General features: G+C 75.4%; 12 protein-coding genes. 3 read left to right on the top strand and 9 right to left on the bottom strand.

Features of this window, described 5'->3' with window-relative positions:
* The first annotated feature begins 42 nt into the window (after positions 1-42).
* Positions 43-837 carry an inositol monophosphatase family protein gene (locus L3X23_RS29950; protein ID WP_237196448.1) on the top strand — a complete coding sequence of 265 codons (795 nt, stop codon included), beginning with the start codon at positions 43-45 and terminating at the stop codon, positions 835-837.
* Here the strand turns inward: L3X23_RS29950 and L3X23_RS29945 are convergent.
* On the bottom strand, positions 816-1331 hold the full coding sequence (locus L3X23_RS29945; RefSeq protein ID WP_237196445.1) for a DUF3592 domain-containing protein: 516 nt from the start codon (positions 1329-1331) through the stop codon (positions 816-818). The genes L3X23_RS29950 and L3X23_RS29945 overlap by 22 nt on opposite strands.
* 42 nt (positions 1332-1373) lie before the next feature.
* Here L3X23_RS29945 and L3X23_RS29940 point away from each other — a divergent pair, with 42 nt between their 5' ends.
* Positions 1374-2570 carry an isochorismate synthase MenF gene (locus L3X23_RS29940; RefSeq protein ID WP_237196443.1) on the top strand — a complete coding sequence of 399 codons (1197 nt, stop codon included), beginning with the start codon at positions 1374-1376 and terminating at the stop codon, positions 2568-2570.
* Here L3X23_RS29940 and L3X23_RS29935 read toward each other — a convergent pair.
* The 3 genes from L3X23_RS29935 to menD all read right to left on the bottom strand — a co-directional run bounded on the left by L3X23_RS29935 (position 2567) and on the right by menD (position 6048).
* Entirely contained in the window at positions 2567-2842 is a 276-nt protein-coding gene (locus tag L3X23_RS29935; protein WP_237196441.1) for a hypothetical protein, read from the bottom strand. The two genes, L3X23_RS29940 and L3X23_RS29935, sit on opposite strands and share 4 nt — an antisense overlap.
* Before the next feature lie 150 nt (positions 2843-2992).
* The gene (locus L3X23_RS29930) at positions 2993-4036 is read right to left on the bottom strand and encodes a hypothetical protein (RefSeq protein ID WP_237196439.1); all 1044 of its coding nucleotides are present in this window, start codon (positions 4034-4036) and stop codon (positions 2993-2995) included.
* A 332-nt stretch (positions 4037-4368) separates the two neighbouring features.
* Positions 4369-6048, bottom strand: a complete 1680-nt coding sequence (gene menD, locus L3X23_RS29925; protein ID WP_237196436.1) for a 2-succinyl-5-enolpyruvyl-6-hydroxy-3-cyclohexene-1-carboxylic-acid synthase — start codon at positions 6046-6048, stop codon at positions 4369-4371.
* 1309 nt (positions 6049-7357) lie between these two features.
* Here menD and L3X23_RS29920 point away from each other — a divergent pair.
* Positions 7358-9004, top strand: coding sequence for an ABC-F family ATP-binding cassette domain-containing protein (locus L3X23_RS29920; protein ID WP_237196434.1), 1647 nt, complete (start codon positions 7358-7360; stop codon positions 9002-9004).
* 124 nt (positions 9005-9128) lie between these two features.
* Here L3X23_RS29920 and L3X23_RS29915 read toward each other — a convergent pair whose 3' ends face one another.
* The 5 genes from L3X23_RS29915 to L3X23_RS29895 form a co-directional block, all read right to left on the bottom strand.
* Positions 9129-9500: a Rieske 2Fe-2S domain-containing protein gene (locus L3X23_RS29915; RefSeq protein WP_093076611.1), complete on the bottom strand. Its 372-nt coding sequence runs from the start codon at positions 9498-9500 to the stop codon at positions 9129-9131.
* Positions 9501-9511: 11 nt separating this feature from the next.
* A complete protein-coding gene (locus L3X23_RS29910) occupies positions 9512-10738 on the bottom strand; it encodes an NAD(P)/FAD-dependent oxidoreductase (protein WP_237196432.1) in 1227 nt (408 codons plus the stop codon).
* Positions 10739-10747: 9 nt separating this feature from the next.
* A complete protein-coding gene (locus tag L3X23_RS29905; RefSeq protein ID WP_237196430.1) occupies positions 10748-11074 on the bottom strand; it encodes a Rieske 2Fe-2S domain-containing protein in 327 nt (108 codons plus the stop codon).
* Between the two features lie 56 nt (positions 11075-11130).
* Positions 11131-11871: a TenA family transcriptional regulator gene (locus tag L3X23_RS29900; RefSeq protein ID WP_093076605.1), complete on the bottom strand. Its 741-nt coding sequence runs from the start codon at positions 11869-11871 to the stop codon at positions 11131-11133.
* A 193-nt stretch (positions 11872-12064) separates the two neighbouring features.
* The gene (locus L3X23_RS29895) at positions 12065-13681 is read right to left on the bottom strand and encodes a hypothetical protein (RefSeq protein ID WP_237196428.1); all 1617 of its coding nucleotides are present in this window, start codon (positions 13679-13681) and stop codon (positions 12065-12067) included.
* Position 13682 lies beyond the last annotated feature (1 nt).

Below are 13682 nucleotides of genomic sequence, written 5' to 3'. Positions count from 1 at the left end.
GCGGACCGGACGGCGATACCCCGGGCGCGGAGCATCGCGAGCATGACGGCCACGACCCGCATCCCGGCCCCGGTGGACCCGGGGCTGCTCTCCCGCGCCCTGGAGGTCGCGGGCAGGCTCGCCAACGACGCCGCCGAGGTCATCGCGGCGACCGCGGGCCGCGCCCCCGGCTCCGCGGCCAAGTCCGACCCCTTCGACTGGGTCACCGACACCGACCGCACCCTGGAGCGACACACCCGCCGGGTGCTCGCCGCCGAGTTCCCGGAGGTCCCGGTGATCGGCGAGGAGTACGGCGGGGAGGCCGACCCGGCGGGCCTGCGCTGGATCGTGGACCCCGTCGACGGCACCGCCAACTACGTCGCGGGCCTGCCCTGGTGCGCCTACAGCCTCGGCCTGGTCGACGCCGACGGCCCGGTCGTCGGGGTGATCGCCGACCCGAGCCGCGCCACGATCTACGCCGCCGCGCGGGGCCGCGGGGTCCGCGCCAACGGTGCGCCGGTCCCCACCCTGTCGGGTACCACCGGGGTCGTCGGCGGCCTGGTCTGCGCGGAGTCGCCCTCCCCCGCCCTGGTCGAGCGGGCGCGGGCCCGGCACACCGGGATCCGGGTGCTGGGCTCGTCCGCCCTCGCGATCACCCAGGTCGCGCTGGGGCGCGCGGTCGCCGCGGTCGTCGACGGCTACCACGAGTGGGACGTCGCGGGCGCCGTCTGCCTCGCCCTGGAGGCCGGGGCCGTGGTGGTCGACCGGGCCGGGCGGCCCGAACCGCTGCCCGCGGGCGGCCTGCTGGTCGGGGCCCCCGCCGTCGTCGAGGAGGTCTACTCCTGGTGGGCGACCTGAGCGACCCGCCCCCGCCGCCTGCTCACCAGGTAGGCCGCACCGCCGAAGGCCGCCCAGCCCGCCGCGGCGAACCCCAGCAGGAGCGGGAGACCGGCCCAGGCCGTGCGGCCCGCGACGCGGACGAGGTCCGGATCGGACCGGTCGTACTCGACCTGCACCGTGCTCCCGGGCTGCAGGCCACGCGGGTGGTAGACGCCACGCTCGGGGGCGACGAGCTGGCCGTCCGGCACCGGGAAGCGGACCAGGGTGCGGGCGAAGCCCGACCCGTCGAGCACCTCGGCGGTGGCGGTGCCGCGATCGGCGTCGATCCGGACGTCGTCCGCGAGCGCGCCCACGAACGCCACCAGGCACAGCGCGGTCCACAGCGCCGCGACGCCGACCAGGACCCGGGGCAGCCGCCGGTGCACCGCCCGGCCGAAGCCGACGGCGGTCCGCCCGACCTCGGCCAGTAGCTCCGCCGCGCCACCACCCGCCACGGCGGTGACTGTAGTCATGGTCCCCGTGCGGCCCGCCGACGCCGTCCCTACTCTCGAAGCGTGACGACCGCAGCGCTCCCCACCGGACTGCGGGTGCGCTCCCGCGAGGTGCCGCCACCCGCCCATGGGCTGCTGTCGCTGTTGCCGTCCGCGTCCGGGCCGCTGTCCTGGGTCCGCGGCGGCGAGGGGCTCGTCGGGTGGGGCGAGGTCGCGCGGTTCACCGGGACCGGGGCGCGCCGGTTCGCCGACGCGGACGGCTGGTGGCGGCGGCTCGTCGCGGACATGACCGTGACCGACGACGTGGGCGTGCCCGGCAGCGGGCCCGTCGCGTTCGCGTCCCTGACCTTCGCCGACCGCTCGCCCGGGTCGGTGTTGGTGGTGCCGCGGGTCGTCGTCGGGCTGCGCGGCGGGCGCGCGTGGGTGACCGAGTTCGGCGCACCCGAGCCCCGGTCCACCGAGCCCGTCCGGCGCCCCACCGGGCTGCGCTACGCCGACGGGGACCTGCCCGTCGCCGGGTACCGCGCCGCGGTCGCCGAGGCCGTGCGGCGGATGCGCGCGGGCGAGCTGGACAAGGCCGCCCTCGCCCACGACCTGCTCGCCGTGTCCGAGACCCCGCACGACCCGCGCCACCTGCTGCGCGAGATGGCCCAGCGCTACCCGACGTGCTGGGCGTACGCGGTCGACGGGCTCGTCGGCGCCACCCCCGAGCTGTTGCTGCGCAAGCGTTCCGGGATGGTGGAGTCCCGGGTGTTGGCGGGCACCGCGTGGGCGGGCGGCGAGCTCGCCACGGAGAAGAACCTCGTCGAGCACCGGTACGCGGTGGAGTCGCTGGCCGCGCGCCTGGAGCCCTTCTGCCGCGGCCTCGAGGTCCCGGCGCAGCCGTCGGTGCTCGACCTGCACAACGTGTCGCACCTGGCCACGGACGTCCGCGGCCGGGTCCGCGGAGACGCCTCCCTGCTGCGGATCGCGGGCGCGGTGCACCCGACGGCCGCGGTCGGCGGCACCCCGCGCGCCGAGGCCGTCGCGTTGATCGCGGCGCTCGAGGGCATGGACCGCGGGCGGTACGCGGGCCCCGTCGGCTGGGTCGACGCGACGGGGGACGGCGAGCTCGGCGTCGCGCTGCGGTGCGCGCAGCTGGACGGTCCGGTCGCCCGGCTGTACGCGGGCTGCGGGATCGTCGCGGACTCCGACCCCGACAGCGAGGTCCGCGAGGCCGCGGCGAAGCTGCTCGCGGTGCGCGAGGCCCTCGAGGCTTAGGCCCGCTCGCGGGGGACGAGCGGGGCCAGGGCCACGCCGAGCAGCACCACTCCGCCGAGGATCGCGAGCCCGGCGGGGGTGGTGAGGCGGTCCCGGACCGTGCCGACGGAGGGCACGTCGTACCAGAGCTCGCCGTGCACGTCGGCGGCCGCGACCGGGTTCGGGTCGTCCACGGGGTTGGCGTCCCCCCTGGTCACGAACCGGGGCCCGGGCTGTACCGCGACGATGCGGTGGGCCGGGTGGCGACGACGGGTGCGCGCAGGCTCCGCCACGACGGAATGCGAGCCCGTGCGCCTGATTCTCGGTGGCGCCGGCCCATTCCGCTCCCCTCCCCGCCCGCCCCCGTCGCGCCGCAGTCACCGGAGGGCGCCGTGCCGGAGGGCGGCGCGGACCCCACCGCCGCGCCCCCTCCGACCTGACCGTCAGCCCCGGCGCTCCACCGAGGCGCGCAGGGACTCGACCTCCGCGCGGTAGGCCTCGCGCTCCTCCTGCAGCCTGCGGACCGCGCCGAACAGGAACGGGACGGCGGCGGCGAGCAGCGCCACCGTCGCGGCCAGGTCCAGGGCGACCGACACGCTCGCCTGCACCCCGGACACCGACACCGCGTGAGCCGCGGCGGGCAGCGCGAAGGCGAGACCGACCCGCCGCAGCAGCGGCCGGTCCCGGCGCACGCCCGCGGCCACCGCGAGCAGACCCGCCGCACCCGCACCGGCCCACACCGCCAGGGCCGCGGCAGACCCCACCGCGGGTGGGAGCGCCACGCCCGGGACGAGGCTGTCCAGGGTGCCCGCGGCCGCGACGGCGCAGGCGAGGGCACCCGCGGCGACGAGGACCACCGGCCGGCGGGCCGAGGACCGCCTGCGCACGGCGAGCACCAGCAACGCCACCGCGGCGAGCAGCCCGACCAGCCCCACCACCGGCCAGAGGCCGCCGCCGCGCAGCTCCAGGGCCGCACCGAGCGGGCCCGCCGGCGTGGCACAGGCCACCGCCGCGGCGATGCGTTCGGCGCGCCTGCTGCCGGACGCCCGCCCCGCGGCGGCGATCATCACCGCGGCTGCGGTCCCGCCCGCGAGCGACGCCGCGGCGGCGGCCCGCGCCACGGGCGTGATCGCGAGTCCGCGCAGGGTGAGCCACGCGACGACCGCCACGGCGGCCAGCGCGGCGAGCTCGACCGCGAACGCCGTCCACGACTCCCGCGGGACGTCTCGCCACGCCGAACGGGGCGCCGGCGCGGGCCGGGGTGCGGGAATCGGTGCCGGTCCGCGGCGGTCCCAGGGTGCACGGGCCCCGGCGGGCCGCCGCCGACGCCCGGTGGGCCAGCCCGCCGCGGCCGCGTCCCCACTCGGGGCGGACGGGCGCACGACGACCAGGTGCGGACCGTCCGGCACCCGCGCGGCGGCGCCGGTCGCGCGGGCACCGTCGCTCGGGTCTGGCCGCGGGTCGCGGCTCCGGAGGCTGGAGGTCACCGGTTCCTCGGAGGGTCGGGGGCGGCCCGGCGGGACGCGGGGCCGAGGAGCTCGGGCGAACGCGCCCGGGGTCCTGTCGGGCGCATCGGCGCGTCGTCGCAGGTCGTTACCCAGCGGACACGACAGCTGGCGGATCGTGATCGCATGGCGCAGTCGCCTACTCCGCTCAGCGGCAGGAGGATGCCCGCGAACGGCCCCCATTCGGCCCGCATCGGCACCGGTGATCAGCGAAAACGTGCGCTCACCGCTGCCAGCGCCACGCTGAGCGCACGCTTTCGGTGATCATGCCGCAGTGAGCGCACGAAACGTGCACCAGGCGGGTCGGGCGCGGGTCAGGTGCGGGTGGGGAGCGCACGGACCGCGGCGGCGATCTCGGCGGCGAGGGCGTCGTGGCCCGCCCGCAGCGTGCTCCGGTCGGCTCGCACCTCGACGACTCGCAGGCCCTTGTCCTCGCCGGCGAGCGCCTCGGGCAGATCCGCGAGGTCGGTGAGCAGGGTGTGCGTGGCGCCGAGGCCGGTGGCGACGGCGGCGAGGTCCGCCCGGTGCGGCGTGCCGAAGATCCGCTCGAAGGAGCCCGCGTGCTCGTCCGCGCCCTGCTCCAGCAGGCCGAAGATGCCGCCGCCCGAGTCGTTGAGCACCACCAGGGTCAGCGCGGGGCGGGGTTCGTCCGGCCCGATCAGCAGCCCGGTGGTGTCGTGCAGCAGGGTGAGGTCGCCGAGCAGCGCCACCGTGGGACCGGGATGGGTCAGCGCGGCGCCGACGGCCGTCGACACGGTCCCGTCGATGCCCGCGACCCCGCGGTTGGACAGCACCTCCAGCCCGGCCCGCGGCACCGCGGCCAGGGCGACGTCCCGCACGGGGTTCGACGACCCGAGCACCAGCCGCGAGCCGCCCGGCAGCGCCGCGGTCAGCGCGCGGGCCAGCACGAGTCCCCGCGGCACCGTGGCGTGCTCCGGATCCCGGGTCGGGTCGAGCGCCCGGTCGAGCACGGCGGCGGCCGTGTCGTCCGCCTCCCGCCACGCGCGGACGAACGCGGCGGGCGGGGTGAGCTGCGGCAACGCCCCGACGGCCCGCACCGAGCCCGCGACGTCGGTGAACGGCATGCCGTCCGGGGCAGCCACCGCGTAGACGTCGACGGCGGGGTCGGCCAGCAGGCGGGCGACGGCGCGGTGCAGCGTCGGCCTGCCGATCACCACGACCTGCCGGGGGCGCGGCAGTGCGCCGGCCGCACCCAGGAGCCACGGCCCGGCGACCAGCCCGTGCGCCCACAGCGGCGACGACGGCTCCGCGATCACCGGGGTCCCGCCGAGCAGGGTCGGCGCGGGCGCCGTGCCGGCGCCCGCCACGACCAACGTGGGTGCCGCCGGGTCCAGGGGCAGCGGCGCGGCGACCCGCCCCACCGGCGAGACGACCGTCCACGGCGCCCCGTCCGGCCTGCCCTCGGGGAACACCGCGCCCGGCTCGGGCACCAGCGGTTCCGCGAACGGCACGTTCAGGTGCACCGGGCCCGGCTCGCCACCCGCCGCCCCGGTGGCCGCCGCGACCGCGCGGTCCACCGCCGACCGCCAGCGCGCAGGCTCTCGCGAGTCGCTGCTCGCCACCGACAGGGTGGAGGCGCGGCGCACGGCCGTGCCGAAGATCCCGTGCTGGTCCACGGTCTGGCTGGCCCCGGTGCCGACGAGGTCCATCGGCCGGTCCGCGGTCAGCGCCAGCAGCGGCACGCCGGACCAGGCCGCCTCGAGGACCGCGGGGTGCAGGTTCGCGACCGCGGTCCCGGACGTCGTCACCACCGGGACGGGGCGCCCGGAGCCCAGCGCGAGGCCGAGCGCCAGGAAGGCGCCGGTCCGTTCGTCGACGCGCACGTGCAACCGCAGCCTGCCCGCCGCGTCCGCCGCGTGGAGCGCGAACGCCAGCGGCGCGTTGCGCGAGCCCGGGCAGAGGACGGCGTCGGTCACGCCGAGGCGGACCAGCTCGTCCACCACCACGCGGGCCTGGGCGGTCGACGGGTTCACGTGCTCGACCCTATGTCGCCACCGCCGGTTCCCGCCCTGCCTGCCTCCTCACAAGCCGGGTGATCGCCGTGCGTGACCGCGCCCGGACGCGCACGGTGCGCACAGCTCGGACCCGGTCGCCGGGATCGCACTCGCACGCAACGTGCGACGCGACGACCCGGCCGAGCACCCCGAGACACCCACGCCGCGGCGGATTCGCGCTCGCGCTCCCGCGACACTCGGCGCGATCACGGCGCGAGCGTGACAAGAGCGCAGTCACCGGGGCGCTCCGGTGACACTCGGAATGATCACCGCGCGCGAGCGGAGCGCACCCGCACCCACGCTCGCGTGACCCCCGCAATGATCACCGCGCGGCGCGGCACCGCAAGCGAGCGTGACGGGAGCACACTCGCGGCAGCGCTCCCGTGACTCCCGCCGATGATCACCGAGCGGCGCGGCACCGCAAGCGAGTGTCACACGAGCGCGTCGGCATCGACACTCCAGTGACACTCGCAATGATCACCGCACGAGTGGCACAGAGGTGCTGCTGCGACAACGCTCCGGCGACACTCGCAATGATCACAACGCGCGAGCGTGAGGGCACGCAGTCGCGACAGCGCTCCCGTGACCCACGTTGATCACCGCGCGGCGGCACCCGAATCGCGAGTGTGACCGGAGCGCACCCGTGACAACGCTCGCGTGACGCTCGCGCTGAATCACCGCACGCCATGCCGCGAACAGCAAGCGTGACGCGAGCGCCCCCGCCATGACATTCCGGTGACACTCGCCATGATCACCGCGCCGGCGTCACAGGAGCACACCCACAACAGCGCTCCCGTGACACTCGCAATGATCACCGTGCGGGCGTCACAAGAGCGCTGTCGCAATGACGCTCCAGTGACCCTCGGAACGATCACCCCGCGCGAGCGTGACGGGAGCGCACCCGCGACAGCGCTCCTGTGACGCCCGGAACGATCACCGCACGCGAGAGTGACCGCACCGCATTCGCGACAGCGCTCCCGTCACGTTCGCATCGATCACCACACGCGAGCGGGACCGCACCGCACCCGCGACAACGCTCCCGTCACGTTCGCAATGATCACCGCGCGCGAGAGTGACCGGAACGCACCCGCGACAGCGCTCGGGTGACGCTCGGAACGATCAGTGCGGCGCGAGACCGCGTACCGCGAGCGTGACACGAGCGCACCCGCACCCACACTCCCGTGACCCTCGGAACGATCACCCCGTGCGAGCGTGACGGGAGCGCACTCGCGGCAGCGCTCGCGTCACCGACGGGTGGGTGGGGGGCACGGTTACGCTCGGCGGTGACATGAGCGCGACACTGCAGACTTCGGCCCTCTCCGTCGGGCACGGCGCCCGGGTCCTGTTCACCGGTCTGGACCTGGTGGTGGCGCCCGGGGACGTCGTCGGGCTGGTCGGGGTGAACGGGGCGGGGAAGTCGACCCTGCTGCGCCTGCTGGCCGGGGAGACGGGCGGGCGGGGGATCGACACCGAGGGGTCGGTCTCGCTGTCCCCGCCGGACGCGACCGTCGGGCACCTGCCCCAGGAACCGGAGCGCGGGCCGGAGTCGATCAGCACGTACCTCGCCCGCCGGACGGGGGTGGCGGCGGCGCAGGCGGCGATGGACGCGGCGGCGGAGGAGCTCGCGACCTCCGACGGCACCGAGTACTCGGCCGCGCTGGACCGCTGGCTCGCGCTCGGCGGCGCGGACCTCGACGAGCGAGCGGGCGAGGTCGCCGCGGAGGTCGGCCTCGGGGTGTCCCTCGACACCCCGATGAGCGCGCTGTCCGGCGGGCAGGCCGCCCGCGCCGGGCTCGCCGCGCTGCTGCTCTCCCGCTACGACGTCCTGCTGCTCGACGAGCCCACCAACGACCTGGACCTCGACGGCCTGGAACGGCTGGAGAAGTTCGTGCGGGGGCTGCGGAGTCCGGCGGTGATCGTGTCCCACGACCGCGAGTTCCTGGCCCGCACGGTGAACCGGATCGTGGAGCTGGACCTGCACCAGCACCGGGTCGGGGTCTACGACGGCGGCTACGACAGCTACCTCGCCGAGCGCGAGATCGCGCGCAGGCACGCCCGCGAGGCGTACGAGGAGTACGACGACAGGCTCGACCAGCTCAAGGACCGCGCCCAGATGCAGCGGAACTGGATGGCCCAGGGCGTGCGCAACGCGCGCCGCAAGTCGAAGGACAACGACAAGAACGTCAAGGCCAAGCGGGCGGAGACCAGCGAGAAGCAGGCGTCGAAGGCCCGGCAGACGCAGCGGGCGATCGAGCGCCTCGAGGTCGTCGAGGAGCCCCGCAAGGAGTGGGAGCTGCGCATGACGATCGCCGCGGCCCCGCGGTCCGGCGCGGTCGCGGCGCGGCTGGACGGCGCCGTCGTCCAGCGGGGGTCGTTCACGCTCGGGCCGGTCACGGCGCAGGTCGACTGGGCCGACCGCGTGATCATCACCGGCGCCAACGGGTCGGGGAAGTCGACGCTGCTCGGCGCGCTGCTCGGGCGGATCCCGGTCGCGGCGGGCAGCGCGGGCCTGGGCTCCGGGGTCGTGGTCGGCGAGGTCGACCAGGCGCGCGGGCTGTTCCTCGGCGACGAACCGCTGGTGACGGCGTTCGGCCGGGCGGTGCCGGACTGGCCGGAGTCCGAGGTCCGGACCCTGCTGGCCAAGTTCGGGCTCACGAAGGAGCACGTGCCCCGGCCCGCGGCGTCGCTGTCCCCGGGCGAGCGGACCCGCGCGGCGCTGGCGCTGCTGCAGGCCCGCGAGGTGAACCTGCTGGTGCTCGACGAGCCCACCAACCACCTCGACCTGCCCGCGATCGAGCAGCTGGAGCAGGCCCTGGACTCCTTCCCGGGCACCGTCCTGCTGGTCACCCACGACCGCCGGATGCTGGACACGGTCCGCGCCACCCGTCGCTGGCGGGTGGAGGCGGGGCGGCTGTCCGTGGACGACACCGTCTGACGCCTCGCCCCTCGGAGCCTGGTCGGCGCGGCGGACCCGGCCGTGCGCGCGGGCGTCTGCACCTTCGACGTGCTGCCGGTGCTGAGGGCGGTCACCGCCTCCTGACGGCGGACCGGGACGGGGCTCAGCCCGGCGTGAGCCGCCTGGCCCCCGAGGCCCGGCGCTTCGCGGCCGCGGCGGCCAGCTCCTCGTCGATCCCGACGTGGATGTGGCCGTCCTCCTCGCGCACCGGGAAGATCACGATGGGCCGGGTCGCGGGCGGGCAGAGCGGCTCGCCGGAGGCGTAGTCGAAGACGCTGCCGTGACACGAGCACAGCAGGCCCTCGTCGGTGACCTTCCCGCTGGACAGCAGGCAGTCGAGGTGGCTGCAGTAGTTCGAGGTCGCGTGGATCTCCCCGTCCTGGCGGGACAGCGCCACCTCGACGTCACCGGCGAAGAACCGCCGCACGACGCCGTCGGGGATCTGGCCGGAGCGGGCGATCTTGTGGAACTCCACGGTGGTCTCCTTCAGGCGCTGATGGTGTCGAGGAGGTCGAACAGGTCGGTGTCGTCGTCGGCCAGGGCGGCGGTCGGCACGGGCAGGCCCAGGGAGATCAGCTGCCGGGCGGCCGGGATGTCCCCGCCGCGGTCCATCGCGAACGCGGCGTGCACGCACCCGTCGGCGAGGTAGAAGGCGGTGAAGTCCCGCTCGGCCACGTTCCCGCGCACCACGACCTCGGCGCCCGGGCGCGGCGCGCCGACGACCTGCAGCCCGATCCCGTACTGGTCGGACCAGAACCAGGGCGCCTCCGGGGCGCCCACCGGCTTGCCGACCATCGCCTTCGCGACCGCGGTGCCCTGGGTGGTCGCGTTGTCGACGTGCGCGTGGCGGACGAACCCGTCGCCGACCCGGCGGGCGGCCACGTCCCCCGCGGCGAAGACGCCGGGCAGCGCGGTGCGGCAGGTGTCGTCGACCGCGATCCCGCCGCGCACGGGGTCCACGGCCAGGCCGGACGCGCGGGCGATCTCGTCGTTCGGCACCGCGCCGACGGCGACGACGACCAGGTCCGCCTCGACCCGGCCCGCGGCGGTGTGCACCAGGACCCCGGACGCGGTCTGCTCGACGGCCGCGATCTCCTGGCCGCAGCGCAGATCCACGCCGTGGCCGCGGTGCAGGTCGGCGTACACCTCGGCCATCTCCCGGCCGAGCCTGCCGATCATCGGCAGCAGGCCCGCCTCCAGCACGGTCACGGCCACGCCGTGCTCGCGGGCGGTCGCGGCGATCTCGGAACCGATCAGCCCGCCCCCGACGACGGCGATCCGCTCGGCCGCGGGGAGCAGGTCGCGCAGCCGGGCCGCGTCGTCGAGGGTGCGCAGGTGGATCACCCGGTCGCCGTCCACCCCGGGGAGCCTGCGGGCCCGGGCACCGGTGGCGAGCAGCACGGCGTCGGCGGTGACGACTCCGCCGCCGACGAGCTCGACCCGCCCCGCCGCCACCCGCTCGGCCCGCACCCCGAGGTGCAGGTCGACGGCGTTCGCGGCGCACCACGCGTCGTCGAGCAGGGTCAGCTCCGCGACGTCGGTCTCGCCGCGCAGGTACTCCTTGGACAGCGGCGGGCGCTGGTAGGGGGCGTGCGGCTCGTCGGACAGGACGGTCACCGGGCCGTCGAAGCCGCGGCGGCGCAGCAGCCGCACGGCGGACACGGCCGCCTGGCCGGCTCCCACGGTCACCAGGCTGCGGGGGAGGTCGGACATCGGGGGCTCCTATCGCGGCTGAGCGCTGACGTGCACGATCCCGTCGACGACGCGGACGGCGTGGACCGGCTGGCACTCGTCGCGGTCCTCCGCGGCGCCGGTCTCGGGATCGAACTTCCACTGGTGGGCGGGGCAGACGACGCTGCCCTGCCAGAGCACCCCGCGGGACAGGGACCGTCCCTTGTGGATGCAGACGTCGTCGAGGGCGAACACCCGCTCGCCGACCAGGAACAGCGCGACGGCGCGATCCCCGATCTCGACCCGGGTCTTGCGCCTGCGGGCCAGGTCCGCGAGCGGGACCGTCGCGACCCACTCCTCGGTCCGGATCTCGCTCACGGGCTCTCCCCTCCGGAGGAGGGCCGCGGCGGGTCGTGCCCGCCGCGGCCGGTCGGTCAGGCGGACGGCGCGACGTAGGTGTCGTAGAGCGCGCGGGTGTAGGAGAAGCGCATCTCCGCACCCCAGCGGACGAACTGGAGGCAGCGCTGCTGCAGCTCCGGGGTGGTCGCGTGCTCGAGCACGATCTGGTAGCCGCGCTCGCCGTGCACCTCGTCCGAGGTGATGTGCAGGTCGAAGAACTCGATCTCGTCCTCGGTGAAGCCGTAGGTCTCGCGCAGCGGCACGATCTGCTTGCGGTAGATGCCCGGGACCTGCGACTCCAGGCCGACGACCAGCGCCGCGGTGGCGACGACGAAGTGCTCGCGCATGGCGACCGCGTAGCACCAGGACTGCAGGCCCCGGGTCACCGCGTTCATGTTCGAGGGGTCCTCGATGCGCTCCCTGGTGGTGCCGCACGCCTCGCCGAACCGGATGAGCAGGTCGGTGTGGCGGATGTCGGCCAGCTCCTCCTCGTACATGTTCTGGAGGGTGAAGTCCTTGGCGTCGGTGCAGGTGTCGGGGGTGTTGCCGTAGATGTAGCCGAGGTAGTCGGCGAACGGGCCGACGTAGTGGTAGTGATTCTCGGCCCAGCGGGCGAAGTGCTCGCGGGTCAGCTCACCGTCCGCCCAGGCCTTGCTGAAGGACGCGTTCTTGGCCTCGCGGCCCTTGATCGCGTCCTCCAGGGCGGCGCGGAAGTCGTCCTTCGACAGCAGACCCGGTGTGCCGGCGCCGGCGGGGTTCTCGACGGTCAGGGTCATGACGAGCCCTCCAGGAGGTGGGTGGTGGTGGGGACCGGGGGCTTCCCGATGACAGGAACGCTAGGCAGGTCGGCGGCCCCGATCCTGGTCATTCCGCACAAGGATCGGCGTCATCTTGAGGTGGTCTGCACAGCTCGCTCCGGACCTGCCGAAGGCCCCGGCGACCCGCCGGGGCCTTCGGGTGGAGCGGGGCCTAGAAGAACGTCGCGGCGACCAGTGTGGACAGCACCAGACCGGCGACGACGGGCAGGAAGCACTTGCGGGCGAGGTCCACGACCGGGACCCGCGTCACCCCCGCCACGACCAGCAGGGAGGACCAGGCGACGAGCACGCCGCCCCCCGTCCAGACCGAGCCCATCTGACCGACGGCCGCGAGGGTGGCCGGGTCCATGCCGACGTTGGGCGCCAGGGCCCCGGCCAGCGAACCGGTGAGCGGCAGGCCGGAGAAGCCCGAGCCCTCCAGGCCGCACATCATGCCGATGATCAGGATGCCGAAGCAGACGACCAGCGGGTTGCCGGGGATGAACCGCTCGGCCGCGGTGACCAGGTCGACCAGCAACGCGGGCGCCTCCTGACCCTCCGGAACGCCGATGATCTCGCCCGCGAAGTCGGCGTTGCCCAGGAAGAAGAACCCGGCGATCGGCAGCACGACGCCCATGGCCCGGAAGGCGAAGACCAGCCCGTCGGTCACGTGCTCACCGGTGGTCTGCAGCGCCTTCTTCGGCCCGTCGAAGGCGGCGACGACGAACACGACCAGGATCGCCGCCAGTCCGCCGACCAGCGCGGCCGCCGACCCGCCCTCGAGCGCCGGGACCACGCCCGCCTTGCCGAGGACCATGTAGACCATCATCAGCAGGAAGGCGATCGGCACCACGGCGGCGAAGAGCTTCGACAGCCGGACGGTGCGCGGGTCGTCGGCGGGCTCCGGGGCGGGCTCCTGGTCGGGGACGATCCCGTCACCACCCCCGCCGGTGCGCTGCGCGGGCGGCGCGGCGGGCGGCGGGGTGCCACCGCCCCCGCCGACGGTGGCCCCCACCGGGACCTTCTCCTCGACCTGGACCCGCAGCGGCTCGGCCACCGCGGCGGCGGGCTTCGCCTTGCGCAGCATGCGGCGGGCCGGGCGGGGTTCGGCGACCACCCCGGCCTCCCACTCCTCCAGGTTCGACTCCGCCGGGCGGCGCATGTGCCTGCGCAGCATCACCCCGGTGATCGCGAGCGCGGCCACGCCGGTGACCAGGGACAGCACCAGCGCCACATCGGCCACGGCCGAGGTCTCGGTGCCCGCCGCGACGGCGGACAGCCCGGGCGCGACCTGCATGACGTAGTCGCTGGACAGCGCCATGCCCTGACCCGCGACGGCGATCGCCATCGCCGCGCCCATGGCGGGCAGCCCGGCGCGGATCGCCGCCGGGACGAGCAGCGCACCGATCAGCGGCACCGCGGGCGTCGGCCAGAAGAACAGGCTGATCCCGTAGGTGACCACGGCGAGCACGACGTAGGCGGACCAGCCGCCGCGCATGACCTTCTGGAAGGGCGTGACCATCCGCTGGTCGGCCTTCATGGCGCGCAGCGCGCCGAGCAGCGCCGTGACCATGGCGATGATCAGGAAGATGTTGAACAGCTCGGACGCGGCGGTCAGGCTCGCGTTGAAGACGGCCTGGACACCCGTGACCGGGTTGCCGGTCATGACCCAGGCGGTGACGAACGTGGCGGCGAGTGCGGGGACCAGGACGTTCCTGCGGGCGATCGTGACGCCGATGATGACGACGACGCCGGCCAGGTAGACCCAGTGCGCGGCAGTGAGACCCACC

It is taken from the genome of Pseudonocardia sp. WMMC193 (genome assembly GCF_021728735.1).
GTDB classification, from domain to species: Bacteria; Actinomycetota; Actinomycetes; order Mycobacteriales; family Pseudonocardiaceae; genus Pseudonocardia; species Pseudonocardia oroxyli.
The sequence above is the reverse complement of the archived record's forward strand: the minus strand, read 5'-3'. Positions and strand labels throughout refer to the sequence as shown.

Excerpts from the sequence above, each read along its gene's own strand:
- L3X23_RS29950 (WP_237196448.1), top strand. The coding sequence starts at position 43 with ATGACGGCCACGACCCGCATCCCGGCCCCGGTGGACCCGGGGCTGCTC.
- L3X23_RS29945 (WP_237196445.1), bottom strand. The coding sequence starts at position 1,331 with ATGACTACAGTCACCGCCGTGGCGGGTGGTGGCGCGGCGGAGCTACTG.
- L3X23_RS29920 (WP_237196434.1), top strand. The coding sequence starts at position 7,358 with ATGAGCGCGACACTGCAGACTTCGGCCCTCTCCGTCGGGCACGGCGCC.
- L3X23_RS29910 (WP_237196432.1), bottom strand. The coding sequence starts at position 10,738 with ATGTCCGACCTCCCCCGCAGCCTGGTGACCGTGGGAGCCGGCCAGGCG.
- L3X23_RS29900 (WP_093076605.1), bottom strand. The coding sequence starts at position 11,871 with ATGACCCTGACCGTCGAGAACCCCGCCGGCGCCGGCACACCGGGTCTG.